At 63.7% G+C, this 19,502-nt stretch carries 15 protein-coding genes and 1 pseudogene; 5 read left to right on the top strand and 11 right to left on the bottom strand.

Features of this window, described 5'->3' with window-relative positions:
- Positions 1-371: 371 nt before the first annotated feature.
- From L2A60_RS17425 to L2A60_RS17415, 3 genes are read right to left on the bottom strand one after another with little or no spacing between them, the layout of a single operon-like run.
- Entirely contained in the window at positions 372-1,604 is a 1,233-nt protein-coding gene (locus tag L2A60_RS17425; protein WP_456237179.1) for a M20/M25/M40 family metallo-hydrolase, read from the bottom strand.
- 5 nt (positions 1,605-1,609) lie between these two features.
- Positions 1,610-2,878 carry an allantoate amidohydrolase gene (locus L2A60_RS17420; RefSeq protein ID WP_235705723.1) on the bottom strand — a complete coding sequence of 423 codons (1,269 nt, stop codon included), beginning with the start codon at positions 2,876-2,878 and terminating at the stop codon, positions 1,610-1,612.
- 1 nt (position 2,879) lies between these two features.
- Positions 2,880-4,127, bottom strand: coding sequence for a glycerate kinase type-2 family protein (locus L2A60_RS17415; protein WP_235705725.1), 1,248 nt, complete (start codon positions 4,125-4,127; stop codon positions 2,880-2,882).
- 304 nt (positions 4,128-4,431) lie between these two features.
- Here L2A60_RS17415 and L2A60_RS17410 point away from each other — a divergent pair, with 304 nt between their 5' ends.
- The 4 genes from L2A60_RS17410 to L2A60_RS17395 all read left to right on the top strand — a co-directional run bounded on the left by L2A60_RS17410 (position 4,432) and on the right by L2A60_RS17395 (position 9,827).
- Positions 4,432-5,325, top strand: a complete 894-nt coding sequence (locus tag L2A60_RS17410; protein WP_235705722.1) for a LysR family transcriptional regulator — start codon at positions 4,432-4,434, stop codon at positions 5,323-5,325.
- 549 nt (positions 5,326-5,874) lie between these two features.
- On the top strand, positions 5,875-7,215 hold the full coding sequence (gene pabB, locus L2A60_RS17405) for an aminodeoxychorismate synthase component I (RefSeq protein WP_235705721.1): 1,341 nt from the start codon (positions 5,875-5,877) through the stop codon (positions 7,213-7,215).
- Complete coding sequence (locus L2A60_RS17400; protein WP_235705720.1) at positions 7,205-8,008, top strand: aminotransferase class IV; 804 nt, start codon at positions 7,205-7,207, stop codon at positions 8,006-8,008. The genes pabB and L2A60_RS17400 overlap by 11 nt, the downstream gene beginning before the upstream one ends.
- A 232-nt stretch (positions 8,009-8,240) precedes the next feature.
- A complete protein-coding gene (locus L2A60_RS17395; RefSeq protein WP_235705719.1) occupies positions 8,241-9,827 on the top strand; it encodes a 2-isopropylmalate synthase in 1,587 nt (528 codons plus the stop codon).
- On the opposite strand, the gene L2A60_RS17390 is transcribed toward L2A60_RS17395, so the two are convergent.
- From L2A60_RS17390 to L2A60_RS17355, 8 genes are read right to left on the bottom strand one after another with little or no spacing between them, the layout of a single operon-like run.
- Positions 9,816-10,712: an alpha/beta fold hydrolase gene (locus L2A60_RS17390; protein WP_235705718.1), complete on the bottom strand. Its 897-nt coding sequence runs from the start codon at positions 10,710-10,712 to the stop codon at positions 9,816-9,818. The genes L2A60_RS17395 and L2A60_RS17390 overlap by 12 nt on opposite strands.
- A complete protein-coding gene (locus tag L2A60_RS17385) occupies positions 10,705-12,204 on the bottom strand; it encodes a glycosyltransferase family 39 protein (protein ID WP_235705717.1) in 1,500 nt (499 codons plus the stop codon). Before L2A60_RS17385 ends, L2A60_RS17390 begins: the two co-directional genes overlap by 8 nt.
- Positions 12,205-13,464: an NAD(P)/FAD-dependent oxidoreductase gene (locus L2A60_RS17380; RefSeq protein ID WP_235705716.1), complete on the bottom strand. Its 1,260-nt coding sequence runs from the start codon at positions 13,462-13,464 to the stop codon at positions 12,205-12,207.
- Between the two features lie 7 nt (positions 13,465-13,471).
- The gene (locus tag L2A60_RS17375; protein ID WP_235705715.1) at positions 13,472-14,812 is read right to left on the bottom strand and encodes a glutamine synthetase family protein; all 1,341 of its coding nucleotides are present in this window, start codon (positions 14,810-14,812) and stop codon (positions 13,472-13,474) included.
- 51 nt (positions 14,813-14,863) lie between these two features.
- Complete coding sequence (locus tag L2A60_RS17370; protein WP_235705714.1) at positions 14,864-15,946, bottom strand: ABC transporter substrate-binding protein; 1,083 nt, start codon at positions 15,944-15,946, stop codon at positions 14,864-14,866.
- A 39-nt stretch (positions 15,947-15,985) separates the two neighbouring features.
- Positions 15,986-16,825, bottom strand: a complete 840-nt coding sequence (locus L2A60_RS17365) for an ABC transporter permease (protein WP_235705713.1) — start codon at positions 16,823-16,825, stop codon at positions 15,986-15,988.
- Positions 16,822-17,757 carry an ABC transporter permease gene (locus tag L2A60_RS17360; RefSeq protein ID WP_235705712.1) on the bottom strand — a complete coding sequence of 312 codons (936 nt, stop codon included), beginning with the start codon at positions 17,755-17,757 and terminating at the stop codon, positions 16,822-16,824. The genes L2A60_RS17365 and L2A60_RS17360 overlap by 4 nt, the downstream gene beginning before the upstream one ends.
- Before the next feature lie 13 nt (positions 17,758-17,770).
- Positions 17,771-18,910: an ABC transporter ATP-binding protein gene (locus L2A60_RS17355; protein WP_235705711.1), complete on the bottom strand. Its 1,140-nt coding sequence runs from the start codon at positions 18,908-18,910 to the stop codon at positions 17,771-17,773.
- 369 nt (positions 18,911-19,279) lie between these two features.
- Here L2A60_RS17355 and L2A60_RS17350 point away from each other — a divergent pair.
- Positions 19,280-19,502, top strand: a pseudogene (locus L2A60_RS17350) (alanine dehydrogenase); the annotation flags it as partial.

Raw genomic sequence — 19,502 nt, 5'->3', positions numbered from 1 at the left:
CAGCACGATCCACACCGCGATCCAGCCAAGCGGAAACGGCATCCCCAAAATAAACGGATGCAGCCGGTTATGCACCACAGGCCCGATCAAAAGCCCAATAAACGGAATCACCGCCAGCCATTGAAATGGTCGCATCTTCTTCCTCCTTGATTGTATTTCGCATTTCTTGAGACGTCGCTTGAGATCAGGACAAACTCGGCACTCTAACGGATGACAAGAGAAGCCGTTCGAAAGCTCTGCCCGAACCCGGTCACTCGTTGAATCTCCAGTTCAGTATTGCACTTACCGAAAACAGTTTAAACATCGGTGACGACCTTCCGGCTATTATCGCGGCAACCAGATCATCGATTCTCCATCCGAGGTTCGACGTTTCATTCAAGAAGATTCGCGAGCGTTAGGGCGACGACTTCGGTGGCTTTGTAGAGATCGGCAAGCGGCAGGCGTTCGTCGGCGCGATGGGCGTTGGCTTCCTCGATGGTGTGCGGTCCCGCGCCATAGAGAACGATCGGCACGCCGGCGGCGGCATAATGGCGTGCGTCGGTGTAGAGCGGTACGCCCTTGGCCGGGACCGGCTCGCCCATGATTCGCGTCGCATGGGCGCAAAGCAGGTCGGTCAGGCGCTTTGCGCCGGGTGACGGCACTAACGGTTCGGCGAGCAGAATGCGCCTGATGCTCACGCGCGCGCCCGGCACCGAGGCCGCGGCTTCGGCGATCACCCGGCGCAGCCCTGCTTCGACGGCGGCGGGATTTTCCTCGGGGATCATCCGCCGGTCGAGCCGGAAGGTGACGCGGTCCGGCACCACATTGGTGTTGATGCCGCCCTTGATGAGGCCGATTGTCAGTTGCGGGCTGCCGATTCCGGCGATCGCGGAGGTTTGGGCGGCGAAGTTCTTCCGCAAGCCGTAGAGCGATGAGAGAATCGCGGTTGACGCTTCCAGTGCGTCGATGCCGGTCGATGGCATTGCCGCGTGGGCGGATTTTCCGTCCACCTGCACTTCGAGATGCAGGCAGCCATTATGCGCATCGACCACGGCGTAGGAAAACCCCGCGCCGATCGCGAGATCGGGGCGGGAAATGCCTTCGGACAGCAGAAGACCGGGGCCGATCGCGCCGCCGGCTTCTTCGTCGTAGGTGAAATGCAGCTCGACAGTGCCGTTCAGGTTTGCGTCGAGCGCGCGAAGGGCAAGGAGGGCCCAGGCATAAGTCGCGAAATCGGATTTCGAGACGGCGACGCCGCGACCGACCATCCAGCCATCGACGATCTCCGCGCCATACGGGTCGCGCGTCCAGCCTTCGCCGGGCGGCACCACGTCGCCATGCGCGTTCAGCGCGATCACCGTTCCGCCATCGCCGAATTTATGGCGCACTACCAGGTTGGTCGCACTGATCATGCCATTTTCGCGCGCGAGCCCGTCGGGCACCTTGTGGCGCTCGACGGTAAAGCCGAGCGCTTCGAGCAAGCTCGCGGTGCGCTCGGCATGGGTGGCACAGTCGCCGGGCGGATTGTCCGACGGGCATTTGACCAGCTCCGCGAGGAATGCGGTCTGGCGCGGGCGTTCGGCGGCGAGGAACCGGCTGATATCTGCCGCGATGGTCTCGTTCAATGGTGTCATCCTTTGGCGGGTTCGGGATCGAAATGGCGCAGGAAATCGACCAGGACATCGACGGCGACGCCTGCATCCGCCGTGGTGATCGATTCCGCCGGGTTGTGGCTGATGCCGCCCTTGCAGCGGACGAACAGCATGGCGATCGGGCACAGGGCGATCATCGCGAGCCCGTCATGCCCGGCGCCGCTGGGCAGGCGGCGAGGCCGGATGCCGTGCCGCGCGACCGAGGCTTCGAGCGCGTCGGTCAGATGCCGCGCGCAGGGTGCGGCCGCGGCCTCGTAGGTCTTGCCGATATCGACGGTGGTGCCGCGCCGTGCGGCGATTGCCGCGAATTCGGCGAAGATATCACGCGTCGCCTGGGCGCGGATGGCGTCGCTCGCGCTGCGGATATCGAGCGAGAATTTGGCGCCGGCGGCAATCACGTTGACGGCGCCCGGCCGGGCGGCGATCATGCCGGTGGTGGCGACAAGCTCCTCGGTGTCGCGGGCGATCCGTTCGGCGGCGAGGATCATTTCCGACGCGGCGCAGAGTGCGTCATGCCGCAGCGCCATCGGCACCGTCCCGGAATGCCCCGCGACGCCCGTGACCTCGACCGAATGGCGGGCGGCGCCGGCGATTGCCGTCACCACGCCGACCGGCAGATCCTCCGCTTCCAGCACCGGGCCCTGTTCGATATGCAGTTCGCAATAGCCGAGCGCTTGACCGGGACGATACGCGAGGCGTTTCGGGTCTTCGAAGTCGGGAGAACCGAATTGCGCCAGTGCCGCACGGAGCGAAACGCCGTTTTCATCGGTCGCGTCGAGCACGGCCGGATCGAGCGTGCCGGCGAGAGCGCGCGAGCCGGACAGCGTTACCGGGAACCGCACGCCTTCCTCGTCGCCGAACGCGATGATTTCGATCGCGAAATTCAGGCGGATGCCGGCGGCATCGAGCCGGGAGATCGCGGCGATCGCGGCGATGACGCCGAAGCAGCCGTCGTATTTTCCGGCGTTGCGCACCGTGTCGATATGCGAGCCGAGCAACAATGCCGGCAGCCCCGGCCGCGCACCTTCGTAGCGGCCGATCACGTTGCCCACGCCGTCGATCCGGGCCGCAAGCCCGGCTTCGCGCATCCATGCGGCGACCTGGTCCGCCGCCGCGCGATGCTCGGGCGTCAAGTACAGGCGCGTGAGGCCGTCGGGGTCAGTGCTGAATCGCGCCAGCGCGTCGAGCCGGCTCATGACCAGGGCGGCTGCGTTGTCGTCATGCGATCGGGTTGCTGGTTGCGGCATGTCAGGGGCCTTTATTTCGAGGCAGGATCAGGATCGCGCGGAAGTCGTTCACATTGGTCAGGGTCGGGCCGGTGACGACCTGATCGTGCAGCGCCGCGAAAATCGGGTGGCAGTCGTTCTGATCGAGGCGCGCGCGCGGATCGATCCCGAGCGTCCTGGCGCGTGCCAGCGTGTCAGGTGTTACGATCGCTCCGGCGACCGCTTCCATGCCGTCGATCCCGTCGGTATCGGCGGCGAGGGCGAACACGTCGGCGAGCCCGTCGAGTTCGACGGCGAGGGCCAGCAGGAATTCGACATTGCGACCGCCGCTGCCATTGCCGCGCACGGTCACGCTGGTTTCGCCGCCCGAAATCAGGACGCAGGGCGACGGCACCGGCTGGCCATGCAGCACCACCTGGCGCGCGATGCCGGCCATGACCCGGGCGACCTCGCGCGCTTCGCCCTCGATTGCTTCGCCGAGGATCAGTGGGGCGATGCCGGCCTGGCACGCGATTTCCGCCGCCGCTTCGAGCGCCATCTGCGGTGTCGCGATCATCACGCTGGTTGCATGGGCGAGACGCGGATCGCCCGGCTTGGGCGTTTCGTCGGCGCCCTGATCCAGGAGACGCAGGACGGATTCCGGTTCGGTGATGCGGTATTTGGCGAGGATCGCCCGCGCTTCGGCAAAGCTGGTGGGATCGGCGATGGTGGGGCCGCTCGCGACGGTTGCCGGGTCGTTGCCCGGAACGTCGGAAATCACCAGGGTCAGAACCCGTGCCGGGTATGCCGCCGCCGCGAGGCGGCCACCCTTGATCGCGGAAAGATGTTTGCGCACGCAGTTCATTTCGCCGATGGCGGCGCCGGAGCGGAGTAGCGCGCGGTTGATCGCCTGCTTGTCGGCAAGGGTGAGACCGGGGGCAGGCAGGGACAGCAGCGACGATCCGCCGCCGGAGATCAGCGCGATCACCAGATCGTCCGGCCCGAGCGGCCGGACCATGTCCAGCATGCGCGCGGCCGCGCGTTCGGCCGCCGCGTCCGGCACCGGGTGGGCGGCTTCGACGATTTCGATGCGCCGGCACGGCACGGCGTGGCCGTATCGCGTGACCACGATGCCTTCGAGATCGCCTTGCCATGCGTCTTCGACGGCGCGCGCCATCGCGGCGGATGCCTTGCCGGCGCCGATGACGACGGTGCGGCCCTTTGCCGGTGCCGGGAGATGAGGCGCCACGACGCGCGCGGGCAGGGCGGCCGCCACCGCGGCATCGAACATGGAGCGCAAAAGATCGCGCGGGGAAGACGGCAGTTTATGGGTCGCGGCGGCGCCGGTTTCCTGGTTCGTAGCGGAGTCGATGACGTCGATGGTCATGGTGCCTGTTCCCTCTTGCGTTTACCCGTGCTCGTGGCCGGAGCGGCACATGTAGCCTCCGGCGCAAGGTGCGCCAACAGGCCGGAATCGCGCCGCTTTTCGGATCAACTCGGGAACATACCGTGGCATCGTGGCAGTTTTGCTTGATTTTGGTCATACGTCCAATATATCGTTCGGTATGATTGATAGTTTTTTCATATAAATAGCGATGGAGCTTCGGCATCTGCGCTATTTCGTGGCGGTGGCCGAGACCTTGAGTTTCACCGCGGCCGCAGCGCGGCTACGCGTGTCGCAGCCGCCGCTCAGCCAGCAGATCCGCGATCTCGAGCGGGAGCTGGGTGTCGCTTTGTTCGAGCGCACCAGTCGGCGAGTTGGCCTGACGGCGGCGGGCGCGGCCTTTCTCGATCATGCGCGGGCGATTCTCGATCAGGCCGAACTGGCGGCCGAGCAGGTCCGCGCGATCGGGCGGGGTCACATGGGGTCGCTGGAGATCGGCTTGACCGGGTCGGTTCTCGGCGGACGGCTGGGGGCGCTGCTCGCCGCCTATAGCGCGTGCTATCCCAAGGTCGCGCTGCGTTTGCACGAGATGTCACCGCAGGAGCAGGAGACGGCGCTGATCAACCGGCGCACCGATCTCAGTTTTCTGCGCTGGCCGAATGACGATCCAGATCTGGCGATCGAGCGCGCCTGGCCCGAGACGGTCGGGCTCGCTCTGCCGCGACGGCATCGCCTGGGCGCGCGGCGATGCGTCGATCTCGCGGATCTGCGCGATGAATCCTTCGTATTTCTGCGCCGCACCGATTCGCGTTTCGCGCGACATCTCTGGACGTGCTGCATCGATGCGGGTTTCGCACCGCGCATCATCCAGGAGGTCGGCGATGCCCAGGCGCTGGTCAATCTTGTCGCAGCAGGGTTCGGCGTCGCCCTGCTCCCGGAGAGCATTGGGCGTTTGTCGCGCGCGGAGATCGCCTACCGGCCGCTAGCCGGCACCGCGGCATCCGCCGATGTCAGCATCGCGTATCGTGCCGATCATCGCGCCGTGGCCGGCGAGTTTCTGGAGTTCGCGAGGAAGTTTCTCGCGGAAAGGCATCGGGTTGCTTGATTGTTGGAATGTGAGTCGAAATGGCTGGATCAATTGTCATCGCCTTCGTCATCGTCGTCGTCTCCTTGATATCCACCGCCCCAGTAGCCTTGCGGGGGCGCGTAATAGCCTGGCGGCGGTGCATAATAGACGGGAGGCGGGGGCGGGGCGTAGTAGGTGGGAGGTGGAGCGTAGTAAATTGGCGGCGGGGGCGGGTAATAACCCGGCGGAGGACCGAACCCAAAGGATAGAGATGGGCCCTCATTGTACCAATCGTCGTCATCGGCCCGCGCCGTGTGCGTAAGCCCGAAGACAAGTCCGACAAGGGCCAAGGCGAAAATAAGAGATCTGATAGCCATGACACAAATTCCGATCGCATTCGGATGATGGTCGAACCCGGATTTCCCAGGTTTGGATCTTGAGAATAGCCGCAAAAGATGGCTTTTTTTCGCCACCACACTGTAATGTGTCCTCGATCCGTCTGTTCGGCTGGACGGGGGATTTCGGATCGAGTTTTGTATGTAACGCGATGATGTGGCGCACCATGCGGGCTTGTGCGAAACGACACCGATGCTGGTCACCGAACTGCCCTGGCGCGATCCGTTCGACAGTTTCGCGGCTCTCGCCGGCGATCCGCATCTGGCTTTTCTCGACAGTGCCGCTTCGGGCGATCCGCGTGCCGAAATCTCCTATCTTTGCCCCGATCCGCTGGCGGTCCTGCGCTTCGATGCCGGGACGGTTGGCGACCCCTTCGCCGCTCTCGCCACCTGGCTCGACCGGCACCGCGCATCGCGCGGCACGGGTGCCAAACCGCCTTTGCCGTTCGCGGGTGGTGCGATCGGGTTTCTCGGCTACGATCTCGGTGTCGCGGCTGCCGGCGTGCCGACCCGGCACGACCCGATTCCCGGCCTTCCCGGTGGCTGGTTCGGGCTCTACGACACGGTGCTCGGTTTCGAGCACCGCACAAGACGGCTGTGGTATATTGCGTATGATCGCCCAGGGGCGTCCGCCGCCGCTCGGCTTGAGGCGCTGCGCCGGCGGCTCGACGGTCCCGTGCGCCTTGGCGCCGTTCCCCGGCTCGATTGGCGGCCGGAATGGAGCGAATCGGCCTATCGCGACCGGGTCGAGCAGGTGCGCGCCTATATCGCGGCGGGCGACATTTTTCAGGTCAATCTGACCCATCGTTTCCGCGCGCCACGGCCGGCTGGGTTCTCCACGGCGGCGCTTTATGGCGCGCTGCGGCGGCAAAGCCCGGCACCTTTCGCCGCCCATCTGGCCTGTGGCGATGGCATGGCGATCATCGGCGCGTCACCGGAATCGTTTCTGCGCCTCGATTCCGACGGTCGGGTGGAAACCCGCCCGATCAAGGGCACGGCGCCGCGTGGCACGACGCCGGAGGAAGACGATCGGCTGGGCCGCGCGCTCTGCGCCTCGGCGAAGGACCGGGCCGAAAACCTGATGATCGCCGATTTGATGCGCAACGATCTCGGCCGCGTCTGCGAGATCGGCAGCGTGCACGTGACCGCCCTGTGCGCGCTCGAACGGTTTTCCCGCGCGCATCACCTCGTTTCGGTGGTCCGGGGCAGGCTGCGCCCCGGCCTCGGCGCGATCGATCTGCTGCGCGCGAGCTTTCCTGGCGGCTCGATCACCGGCGCGCCCAAACATCGGGCGATGCAGATCATCGATGAAATCGAAACCGCCCGGCGCGGCGCCTATTGCGGCACGCTCGCCTGGCTCGGCTTCGACGGCGCAATGGGCAGCGCGATCATCATCCGCACCGTCGTTGCCACCAGCGAGACGCTGTTCGCCCAGGCGGGCGGCGGCATTGTCTGGGACAGCGATCCCGGAGCGGAATATGCGGAAATGCGGCTGAAAGTGGCACCCTTGCTGGCGGCGCACGATGGAGGCTGATGCGCCGGTCTGGCTGAACGGCGTGCTCGTGCCCGCGAACGCGGCGCGGATCGACCCGGCCGATCGCGGCCTGCTGCTCGGCGACGGGCTGTTCGAGACGATCCGGGTTGCCGCCGGCGTGCCGTGCCATGCCGATCGGCATATCGCCCGGCTGCGCGCGGGCGCGGCTCTGCTGCGTCTCGACGTGCCTGCCGAAGGCACCCTGTGCGATGCGCTCGGTGCGGTCATCGCCGCGCACCGGCTGGTCGATGGCGTGCTGCGCCTGACGGTTACGCGCGGACCGGGACCGCGCGGCGTCATGCCCAGCGGGGAACAGTGCCCGACCGTCATGGTGACGGCCGCGTCCCTGCCGTCCGCTCACGGTCCGATGCGGGTGGTGATCGCGCGCGGCATCGCCCGCGATGCGGCATCGCCGCTCTGCCGGGTCAAATCGCTGAATTATCTCCCGGGCATTCTCGCCCGGATCGAGGCCGAAGAGCGCGGTGCCGTGGATGCGATCCTGCTCAACCATGCGGGCATGGTGGCGGAATCGAGCGCCGCCACGGTGTTTCTGTGCCGAAACGGCGCCTGGCTCACGCCATATGTCGCCGACGGGGCGTTGCCCGGCATTCGCCGCGCGGTGCTTCTCGAAGCCGGGCTCGTGCGCGAGGCGACCCTGGAGCCGGATTGGCTGTTCGAGGCGGACGCGCTCTGCCTCGGCAATGCGCTCGGTTTGCGCCCGGTCAGCCATGTCGAGGGCCGGAGGATCGGGCAGGATGAAGCGGCGCTCGCCGCCCTGGCGGGGCAACGATAGGCTCGGCGGCTTTGGCTTGCGCCGGGCTGCCGGCCGGTGCTAATCAGACCGCATGTGTGCCACGATCGCTCTAAACGATCTGTTTGCCGCCGGTGCGGGCTTGCTTCCGCACGCCCATGATTCGCTCGCGCTTCGACTTATCGGCCCCTGGGCGTAACTGCCGGCCGAATGCCGGCGCGCGCAGGGGATTGGATCAGGCGGCCTCCGGTTTAGACAGCGAAGCGAGTTTTCCATGACCACCAGCACGACCATCAATCATCCCAATTTCGGCGCGATCGATCGGGATCGCGTCATTATCTTCGACACCACGCTGCGCGATGGCGAGCAATCGCCCGGCTTTTCGATGAATCTCGACGAAAAGCTGCGCATGGCCGAGGCGCTGGCCGAACTCGGCGTCGATGTGATCGAGGCCGGGTTTCCGATCGCGAGCCAGGGCGATTTCGAAAGCGTCCGCCATATCGCCGAAACGGTGAAAGGCCCGGTGATCGCCGGTCTCGCACGGTCGGGGCGCGAGGATATTCTGCGCGCGGCGGAAGCGGTGAAGCCGGCGGAGCGCAAGCGCATCCACACCTTCATCTCCACCAGCCCGCTGCACATGAAATACAAGCTCCGCATGGAGCCGGAAGCGGTGCTGGAGGCGGTGACCCGCTCGGTCGCGCTTGCGCGCGATTTCACCGACGACGTGGAATGGTCGGCCGAGGATGGCAGCCGCACCGACGCCGATTTTCTGTGCCGCTGCGTCGAGGCCGCGATCAAGGCCGGTGCGACCACGATCAACATTCCCGACACGGTCGGCTATGCGGTGCCGGAGGATATCGAGCGCATTTTCACCATGCTGCGCGAGCGGGTGCCAGGTGCGGACGGAGTGATTTTCTCCACCCATTGCCATAACGATCTCGGGCTCGCGGTGGCCAATACGCTGGCGGCGGTGCGCGCCGGGGTGCGGCAGATCGAGTGCACGATCAATGGCATCGGCGAACGGGCGGGCAATGCGGCGCTGGAGGAAGTGGTGATGGCGATCCGCACCCGGCCGGATGCCGCGCCCTATCGCAACGGGATCGAGACGACGCGGATTCTGCGCACTTCGAAATTGCTCTCGACTATTACCGGATTCGACGTTCAGCCGAACAAGGCGATCGTCGGGCGCAATGCCTTCGCCCATGAGAGCGGCATCCATCAGGACGGGGTGCTGAAGAATGCCGCGACCTACGAGATCATGACGCCGGAAAGCGTAGGCTGGCAGAAGACCAGCCTGGTGATGGGCAAGCATTCCGGCCGCGCGGCGTTCCGCGACAAATTGCGCGCGCTTGGTTATGGCGACGTGGGCGACAACGCGCTGAACGATGCGTTCCGCCGCTTCAAGGATCTCGCCGACCGCAAGAAGCTTGTCTATGACGAGGATATCGCCGCTTTGTTCGACGAGACGGTGGTGCGCGACCATCTGCGCATCCGCTTCGTCTCGCTCGAAGTCTGGGCTGGGTCGAAGTCCAAGCCGCGCGCGATCCTGGAACTCGAGGTCGATGGCGAGACGCGGAGCGCCGAGGCACATGGCGACGGGCCGGTAGACGCGACATTCAACGCGATCCATGCAATTTTTCCACACGAGGCGGAGTTGCGCCTGTTCACCGTTGGCGCGGTCACCGAAGGCACCGATGCTCAGGCGCGGTGCGGCGTGCGGCTGGAGGAGAGCGGCAAGCTGGTCGATGGCCAGGGTGCGGATACCGATACGATCGTGGCTGCGGCTCGCGCCTATATCCACGCGCTCAACAAGCTGCTGGTCAAGCGTGCGCGTACTGAGCCGGTCGCGCTAACGGCCTGACAAGAACGGCCGGAGTGCGGCGAGCGTCGCCTCCGGTGCTTCCTCGGCCAGATAGTGGCCGGAGCTGATCGGCTGACCGTCGAGGGTATTGGTGCAATAGAAGCGCCAGATGGCGAGCGGATCGTACAAGGTGCCGACCAGGCCGCGATCACCCCAGAGAACCAGCGCGGGACAGGCGATTTTACGTCCTTGGGCGCGGCTTACGCGGTCGTGGTCGAGATCGATGCCGGCGGCGGCACGATAATCCTCGCACATGGCGGTGACCGTGGCGGGATCGGCGACGGCGGCAAGATAATCCGCGAATGCCGCTTCGGCGAAAATGGTGTTTTCGGTGTTGTGCCGCGCGCTCTGCGCGAGCAGCCAGCGCCCGGCGTCGAGATTGATCAGTTCCTCCGGGAACGGCGCCGGCTGGGCCAGGAAAAACCAGTGATAATAGCCCATCGCGAAGCGCATGTCGGTGCGCTCGAAATGTTCGATGGTCGGGATGATGTCGAGCAAAGCGAGGCGCTCGACGCGTTCCGGGTGGTCGAGGGCGAGCCGGTGCGAAACCCGCGCCCCGCGATCGTGCCCGACCAGCGCGAAGCGATCGATGCCGAGATGATCCATCAGATCGGCCATGTCCCGCGCCATCGCGCGCTTGGCGTAGGGCGCGTGATCCTGTGTGGCCGGTGGCTTGTAGCTGAAGCCGTAGCCGGTGATGTCCGGGCAGATGACGGTGAAATTTTCGGCGAATGCGGGCGCGAGCCGATGCCACATGGCATGGGTTTGCGGCATCCCGTGCAGCATCAGCAGAGCGGGGCCCGATCCGGCGCGGCGCAGGCGAAAAAAGCGTCCGCCGCCGATATCGGCGTGGTGTTCGGTGAAACCAGGGAAAAACTCAACCATGACGGTTCCGGCAGAGATTGGTGAAAACGGCGATGTCGCGCCGCGCGGAACCAGATTGCCAGCATGGCGCGGTTTTGAACAGCGTGTCGAGTGCCGGGACCAGCGCGCGGCTGGTATTGTCCACTTCGATCCGCGCGATCACTACGCGCCGATAGCTGGAGGTGTCACCGAGAACGGCCTGGTTCATTGCGCGCACGACCATGATGTGCGTGGTGTGAGGTAAGGCGGCGATGAACGGGCCGGGAATGCCCACGCCGTCATTGCCGAAGGGAATCAAAACAAGCGTTGCCGGAGTGCCGAGTTTCGCTGCCGCGTGAGCCGTGCGTGCGCCCGGCTGCATGGTTTGCGGCGCGATCGCGAGGCCGATGATCGCGGCGCTCTGCACGGCGAGGAGAAATGCCGTCGTTCTGCGCCGGTCCTTGAGCGCGGTGGCGAGCGCCAATCCGATATAGGGCAGTCCGAGCCAGAGATAGCGCATTTCGACCGGCGTGGTGTCGAACCCGATCCCCAAAGCGAACAGGCCGAGTGGTGGAGCGATGATACCGGCGATCACGAGAGTGCGATAACGGTCGGTTATGCAGGGCAGGCCACGAATGACGATTAAAATCACAAAATAAGCGAGAAGGAGCGCGAGAGCAGCTTCGACGATATGCGACCAAGGCGAGGGCACGTAGCGCGGCAGGGCACCGAGAATGGCTCCCGCCTGATCACGCGCGAGCAAAACCAAGGCGTGCGGCAGATGAAACGGCATGAACTGGCCCTTGCGTGTCCCCTTTTGGGCAAGAAAGAACCAGAGTCCGGCCGGAATGAACAGCGCGGCGCCGAACCATGACGAAAGCCAGACGGATTTGCGGCGCCATCCGACGGTGGCAATCCAGCCGAGAAAAGCGATCGTGGTGAAACACGCCAGATAATTGGTGAAGCAGGCGGCGCCGAGAGCGATTCCGCCGGCGAATGCCCAAGCAGGTTTCGAGATCCGCTCGGCTTCGATCAGAAGCAGAACCCCGGCCAAGGAAAATGCGCCGGCGAGGGCGAAATCGCGCGCGATGATGCCGGTATAGGCGAAACCATAGCTGAGCAGTGTGATCGTCACGGCAAGGGCAGGGGCCGCACCGATTCGCCGTGCGATGCACGCGACAAGGCAGAGCGAACACATGGTGCATAGCACCGACAACAACCGCAACCGGAACAGCGCCGTGCCGAAGGTGTCGCGCCAGAGCGCAAGCAACCAGAAATACAGCGGCGGATGCACGTCTCCGTGCCGGAGATCGCGCGCGATCTGACCGAACGAGGCGTGGCCGTGGTAGAATTTTTGGGCGACGGCGACGGTGAATGGCCCGGTGGGCCAGTCTGGGCGTGGCTGGCCGGCGATCAGAAAGATGCTGTAATATTCATCATATTCGCCACTACGGCACCAGGCGGCCGCAATCAGAACCATGACACCGAGGCTCACGACCGTGACAAGGCGGATGGTGGCCCGCGACAAGCCCATTCACAGCATGTCGCGCAGGCGAAACCAGCTTGTCGCCAGAACCAGGGTCGGCATTCGCAGCAGCGAACCGCCGGGGAAGCGTGCGTGCGGTATCCGGGTGAACACGTCGAACCGTTCCGCCTGCCCGGCGACTGCCTCGGCGAGCAGCTTGCCGGTGAAGCCGGTGAGGGCGACACCGTGGCCTGAGAAGCCCTGCGCGAACAGGATGTTACGACCGAGCCGACCGAAATGCGGCAGCCGGTTATGGGTGATCGCGACATTGCCGCCCCACGCGTAATCGGCGCGTGCATCGGCAAGTTGTGGGAAAGCCCGGCGCGCGCGCGCGAGCATCGAAGCCGCGAGATTGGGCGGCGGCAGGGTCGAATAGGACACCCGGCCGCCGAATAACATCCGATTATCAGCGCTGCGGCGGAAATAGTCGAGCACGAAGTTGAGATCGGCGACTGCCTCGTTGCCGGGAATCAGCAACGGAATATCGTCGCGCGGCTCGGTCGCGACGATATAGGTGCCGACCGGCATTACATAACCCGCGATCGGCCGGACCAGATCGCCGAGATAGGCGTTGCCGCAGATGAGCAGGAAATCGGCGGTGACGGTGCCGCCGGGTGTTTTCAGCCGCACCCCGTTGCCAGGTTCGATTTTTTGGACTCGGGTTCCAGTGAAGATTTGTGCGCCCGCCGCTATTGCGGCATGGCCGAGGCCGAGTGTGTAGTTGAGCGGGTGAATATGGCCGGCGACTGGATCGTAGAGCGCCGCTTTGTAGCGCGGGCTTGGCAGGCGTGACTGAAGTTCGGCGCCGCGCAGAAGCGCAAAGCCCGGCGTGCCAAGTGCTTCGAGTTCGTCGATCCAGGCTTCGAGTTCGCGAACCTGCCGGTCCTTCACCGCGACATGCAGATAGCCGCGCTTGGGATCGCACGGGATGGCGAAGCGGGTGATCTGCGCGTGCAGAAGATCGACGGCCTCCATGGAGAGATCCCAGAGACGCTTCGCGACCGCTTCGCCCATGATCCGCCGCACCTTCACCTGATCCGCGGCGAAGCCGGGCAGCGCCTGACCACCGTTGCGCCCCGAGGCACCGAAGCCGATCCGCTCGGCTTCGAGCACAGCGACGCGATAGCCGCGTTCGGCGAGATGCAGTGCCGCGGAACAGCCGGTCATGCCGGCGCCGAGAACAGCGACATCGCAGCGGATATCGCCCTTGAGCGACGCGGTGGTCGCGGGCAACCGTGCCGTTGCCTCGTAATAGTTCGACAATGCCATGGGAGGATCAGACGTTCAGCAGAAGATGTTCGCGCTCCCAGGAACTGATGACGCGCAGATAGGTTTCGTATTCCAGACGCTTCACCGCAACGAAAACCTCGACCAGCTTGTCGCCGAGAATATCGATCAGCGGTTTGTTCTGCTCCATGATTTCAAGCGCGTGGGACAATTCGCGCGGCAGGGTGTAGGGTTGCGAATAGGCGGAGCCGCGGAACGGATGGGTTGCCTGCAAGCCTTCGATCATGCCGAGATAACCGCAGGCGAGTGAGGCCGCGAATGCAAGATAGGGGTTTGCGTCGGCGCCCGGCACCCGGTTTTCCACGCGCATCGCGGAAGGTTCGCCGAATGGCACCCGCAGGCCGCAAGTACGGTTGTCGTGCCCCCATTGCAGGTTGATCGGCGCATTCGAAAACCGCGTGAGCCGGCGATAGGAATTCACGTTCGGCGCGAAGATCGGCATGATCGCGGGGATATATTTCTGCATTCCGCCGATGAAGGACAGGAATAGCGCGCTCGGTTTACCGTCGTGGTCGGCGAACAGATTCTCGCCGGTTTCGGCATCGACAACGCTTTGATGCACATGCATCGCACTTCCCGGTTCCTGGCCCATCGGCTTGGCCATGAACGTCGCGTAAATGTCGTGTCGGAGAGCGACTTCGCGCACCGTGCGCTTGAACAGAAAGACCTGGTCGGCGCGGCTCAGCGGATCGCCGTGCAGGAAGTTGATCTCGACCTGTGCCGCCCCCTCCTCGTGGATCAGCGTATCGAGATCGAGTTCCTGGATTTCACAGAAATCGTACATTTCCTCGAAGAGCGGGTCGAATTCGTTGACCGCGTCGATCGAGTAGGATTGCCGTCCGGTTTCCTGCCGGCCGGACCGGCCGATCGGCGGAACCAACGGATAGTCAGGATCGGTATTGCGTCCGACGAGATAGAATTCGAGTTCCGGGGCGAGCACCGGCTTCCAGCCGCGTTCGGCGTAAAGTGCGAGCACCTGGCGCAAGACCTGGCGCGGCGCGATCGGCACTGGTCGTCCGTTGGCATATTGGCAATCGTGGATGATCTGCGCGGTGGGTTCGTGCGCCCAGGGTACCAGTCGCACCGTCGATGGGTCGGGGATCAGCTTGACATCGATAATGGCGGGGTCGGTCAGCACATCGTCAGGGTCTTCGGGATATTCGCCGGTCACCGATTGGATGAAAATGCTTTCGGGCAGGCGCGGTGCGCCGCCCTGGTGGAATTTCTGCGCGGGCATGATCTTGCCGCGCGGAATGCCGGTAATGTCCGGCACCAGGCACTCGACCTCGGTGATGCGGTGTTCGTTGAACCATTCGGTCAGGTCGGTCATGAAAGCCTCAAAAATGATCGGCGCGCCCAGGATGGGCGCGCCGTTAGTAAATCAATGCTGGCGAACCGCGGTCCAGATCGCGTTGAATTCCTGGAGTTTCTTGCCCGCGAGCGGCGGCAGGAAGTACAGATATTTCATCTGTGCGGAGGTGGGCGTGACCAGAGGCGTCTTCATGGCAGCTACCAGCATCGGTTCGGATGCGGCGTTTGGGCTGCCATAGAGATTGAAGTTCGACAATTCGGCACCCGCCTTCGCCGAGAGGATGAAGTTGATGAAGTCATAGGCCAATTTCGGGTCAGGCGCGTGAGTCGGGACCGCCATGGTATCGACCCAGATTTCGGTACCCTGTTTCGGCAGGAGATAGCCTGTATTCAGGCAGCTCTTGTCGTCATAGCATTCGGCGACTTGGCCATTGAACGTCATGCCGATCGCGATGGTGCCTTTCTTGATCTCGCCTGTTACCGGATCGCCATCGACGAAGCCGGTAAAGTTCTTCCGCTTCTCGGTTTTTTCGACGAGTTTCGCCGCCTTGATCCACTGGCTTTTCTTGTTGCAGGTGAAACCGTAGCCGAGATAGGCGCAGGCGGCGCCGATGGTGTCGCGCCCCGATCCGGCCATGAGCACGAACGGATAGGAGGGGTTCAGTTTCGGGTTGAACAGCACGGCCCAGCTTTCCGGCAGGTTGGAAACCTTGGTCTTGAGATAGCCGATGCCGGTGGTGCCCCATTGATAAGGCATCGAGTGGGCGTCGTGCGGATCGTATGTCGGGTCCTTGAACCGCGCGATCAGGTTGCGGAAGTTTGGGATTTCCTTCTTGTCGAGTTTGCGGATCAGCCCTTCGTGAACGAGTTGCGGAACGTAATAGCTCGACGGCACAACGACATCGAATTGCGAATCGCCGCCCGCCTTCAGCTTTGCGGCAAGGGCGGCATTGGAATCGTAATAGGTCTGCACGACCTTGCAGCCGCAATGGGCTTCGTATTTCTTGAGCAGGCCTTTACCGATGTAGTCCTGCCAGTTGAACAGGTAGAGGGTTTTGCCGGCGGCCTGTGCCGGCGGCGGCAATCCGAGGAAACCGCCGAGAAACGCGGCGGTGAGGGCTATTCTGGTCAAGCCGGAACAAAGACTTTTCATTTCTAGCCTCCTGTTGTGGTTAATCCGAGTGTAGCCGTGTCAGTCGCCGACTCGTGGCATGGGGCGGCGTTCGCGGTGACGGGTGAAGACATATTGCAGCAGGCCGATGCCGATGACGGTCGCGATCATCAGCGTTGCCAGGGCGTTGATATCGGGGGCGATGCCTTTGCGCGCGACCGCGCTGTAGATGTAGATCGGCAAGGTCGTGCTGCCCGGCCCGGCGGTGAAATAGCTGATGGTGAAATCGTCGATCGAAAGGGTGAAGGCGAGCAGAAACCCGCCGATGATTGCCGGGCGGATCACCGGAATCGTCAGATGCAGGAAGGATTGCCGCGCATCGGCGTAGAGATCGTGCGAGGCTTCGAACAAATTGGGATCGAGCCCGGCCATGCGCGCAAACACCACGAGGGCCACGTAGGGCGCCTGGAACGTCACATGGGCGATGCCCATGGTGAGCAGCCCGGCGGCCAGAAACCCGGTGGCGCGGTGGACAAGATTGAAGAAGATCAGTTCAGAGATGCCGAAAACCAGACTCGGCATGATGATCGGCGTGTAGATGATCAGGCTTGGAAGGGCAGCGGCAAAGCCGCCCTTCGCGCCGGTGCGGAAGCGGCTCAGGCCGAAGCCCATCAAGGTTCCAAGAACGGTGCCGAGGATCGAGGAGCCGAGAGCGAGAGTGAGCGAGCGACGGAATGCGGCGAGAACGCCCGGCGAATGCAGCAGTTCCGCATACCAGAAGCCGCTGGCGGCAACGCCGCCGGGCGCGGGCGCGAAGGAAAATACCGCGATCAGCGCCAGTGGCGCGTAGAGCAGCAGGTAGACCGGCATGCTGGCGGCAAACAAGGCGCGGCGCACTGGTTTTGCGAGATGCTGGCTCACATCATGGTCCCTTCGGAACCGCCGAGGCGTTTGGTCATGACCCGGAATACGATCAGACCGCCGCAGGTGAAGATGAGCATGAAAATGGTGAGTGCTGCGCCATAGGGCCAGTTCGGCGTGTTGAGGAACTGGGCGGCGATCAGCGAGCCGATCATCATCGACTTGCCGCCGCCGAGCAGCATGGGCACGACATAGTCGCCGAAAGCGGGAATCGCGACCAGGATGATGCCCGAAAGCAAACCCGGAATCGTTTGCGGAAAGACCGCGCTCCAGAACAGTTTCGTGCCGGAAGCGTAAAGATCGCGTCCGGCTTCCACCAGCGTCCAGTCGAGCTTTTCCGCGGCGGCGTAGAGCGGCACGACCATGTAGGGCAGGTAGTTGTAGGTCAGGCCGACTTGCATCGCGAAAATACCGGGCAGCAGGCCGAGGTGATGCGGGATGAAGCCGATCGTCTGGGCGAGATGCGACAAGCCGGAGCCGGGGCCGAGCAGCTCCATCCAGGCATAGGTTCGTACCACCTGGTTGGTCCATGACGGCAACACGACGAACAGCAACAGTAACGGTCGCAATGCGATCGGCTGGGCGGTGATGAAAAACACCACCGGATAGGCGAGCAGGATGGTCAGTCCAGCGGCCGAGACGGCCTGGACCAGCGAACGCAGGATGGTCGTGATATTGGCAGGACTCCAGCCGAGAATCGAGTAACCGGCGACCTCGCGGAACGGCTCCAGCGTCAAGGGCAGACGCGGGTTGCCGTAATTGCCGATCGAGAAGAAACCGATGGCGAGCAGGATCGCGCTGGGCAGGATCAGGAAGACTACGATCCAGCCGAGACCGGGACCGGCGGTGATCCAGAGCCGGAATGCACGCGCCATCCGCTCCGCACGTTCGGCGGTGCCACGCAGAATAGGCACTTCCGTTAGTGTTGACATGCGATTTTCCGGGTCATCCGTCGATCAGCATGATGTTGTCCGGCTTCAACTCGACGGCGACCGGCTCGCCGGGCCGCCAACTGCGCTCCGCCGCGGCATTGTTGGTGTCGAGTGCCAGCAGGAATTGGCCGTTAGGGATCTCGATGCGGTATTGCGTGGAGGCACCCATATAGACGGCCTCGCACACCGTGCCGGGAAACACGTTGGGGCGATCCCGCGGCGTATTGGCTTCGTTGAATATCCAGATTTTTTCCGGGCGGATCATCGCGGTGCGCTGAGTACCGATGGATGCCGTGATTTTCAGAGCACCGATCGGGGTATCCGCGCTGTCGGTGCCGGTAGGTCTGATGGGCCAGATGTTGGAAAGGCCAAGGAACTCCGCAACGAAGACGTTGCGCGGCTGTTCGTAGACATCGAGCACCGGGCCGACCTGGAGCAGCTTGCCGCGTTCCATCACCGCGATCCGGTCGCTCATCACCAGTGCTTCGTGCTGGTCGTGGGTGACGAAGATGAAGGTCATGCCAAGGCGTTTCTGCATCCGCATCAACTCGAGCTGCAATTCGGCCCGCAGCTTCGCATCCAATGCCGAAAGCGGTTCGTCGAGCAGCACGACCTCGGGTTCGTTGACCAGGGCACGGGCAAGGGCGACGCGCTGGCGCTGGCCGCCGGAAAGTTGCGCGGGGTTGCGATCGGCGAAGCCGCCGATTTGCAGCAATGCCATGATCCGCTCGACCCGGTCTTTTCGTTCCGCCTTGGCGATGCCGCGCATTCTGAGCCCGAAGCCGATATTTTCGGCAACGGTCAGATGCGGGAACAGCGCGTATGATTGAAAGACCGTGTTCACCGCGCGCTTATGCGGGGGCACCGATTGCATTTCTCGTCCCGAGATGAGGATGCGGCCCGAATCGGGTGTCTCGAACCCGGCGATCATGCGGAGCAATGTCGTTTTGCCGCAACCGGAGGGGCCGAGCAGGGTGAAGAACTCACCGGGCTTGATGGTCAGGTCGATGCCGTCCACCGCGACCACCCCGCCGCCGAAGACCCGGCTGATTCCCTCCAAGGCGATCGCGCCGCGTTCGGCTTGGGTGAGCGGCTGTGTCGTCATGGGCGGGTTCGTCATGCTCATGCGCGACAGGATTGCCTGACCCGTCATGTGCTGCAAGCCTCGGTCGGTAACATCAATCTCATTGTCGTTTCGGTTTCTGTCGACGTCGCGCGCATTCTATTTCTCCAGCGTCTGGCCCGCCGATCCCGGCTGGCCTGAGACACGCAGTTCGTGCTGGTTTTGCTCCCGTTGCGCCAAGCATCGCCAAAGATTTTCGAATCGTCAAGAATAATCAACGCGGCTTTGGGCGGCTTTCGGTGAATTTCTTCGATCTGGCGACGAAATGGGCAGGAATGCCGCCCCATTGCCCAAAAATCGTCTCGCGGTCACGAAATTATCTTGCACAGGGCAAGTCATGTTTGTAGAAGGTGATGAATATTCTAAACGGCACGTGCCGGACGGGAAAGGAAAATCACCATGCTGATCGGCGTATCTCGGGAGATCAAGAACCATGAGTATCGTGTTGGGCTGACGCCTGCGTCGGTACGGGAGTTGCGGGCGCATGGGCATTCGGTTCTGGTGGAGAGCGGTGCGGGCGAGGGGATCGGGATGGACGATGCGGCCTATGTGAAGGCTGGGGCGGAGATTGCGCCGGATGCGGAGGCTGTGTTTGCGCGTGCCGAGATGATCGTGAAGGTGA

It is taken from the genome of Acidiphilium iwatense, from assembly GCF_021556475.1.
Lineage (GTDB): Bacteria > Pseudomonadota > Alphaproteobacteria > Acetobacterales > Acetobacteraceae > Acidiphilium > Acidiphilium iwatense.
Note: the sequence above shows the minus strand (reverse complement) of the source record. Positions and strands in the feature narration are given on the sequence as shown.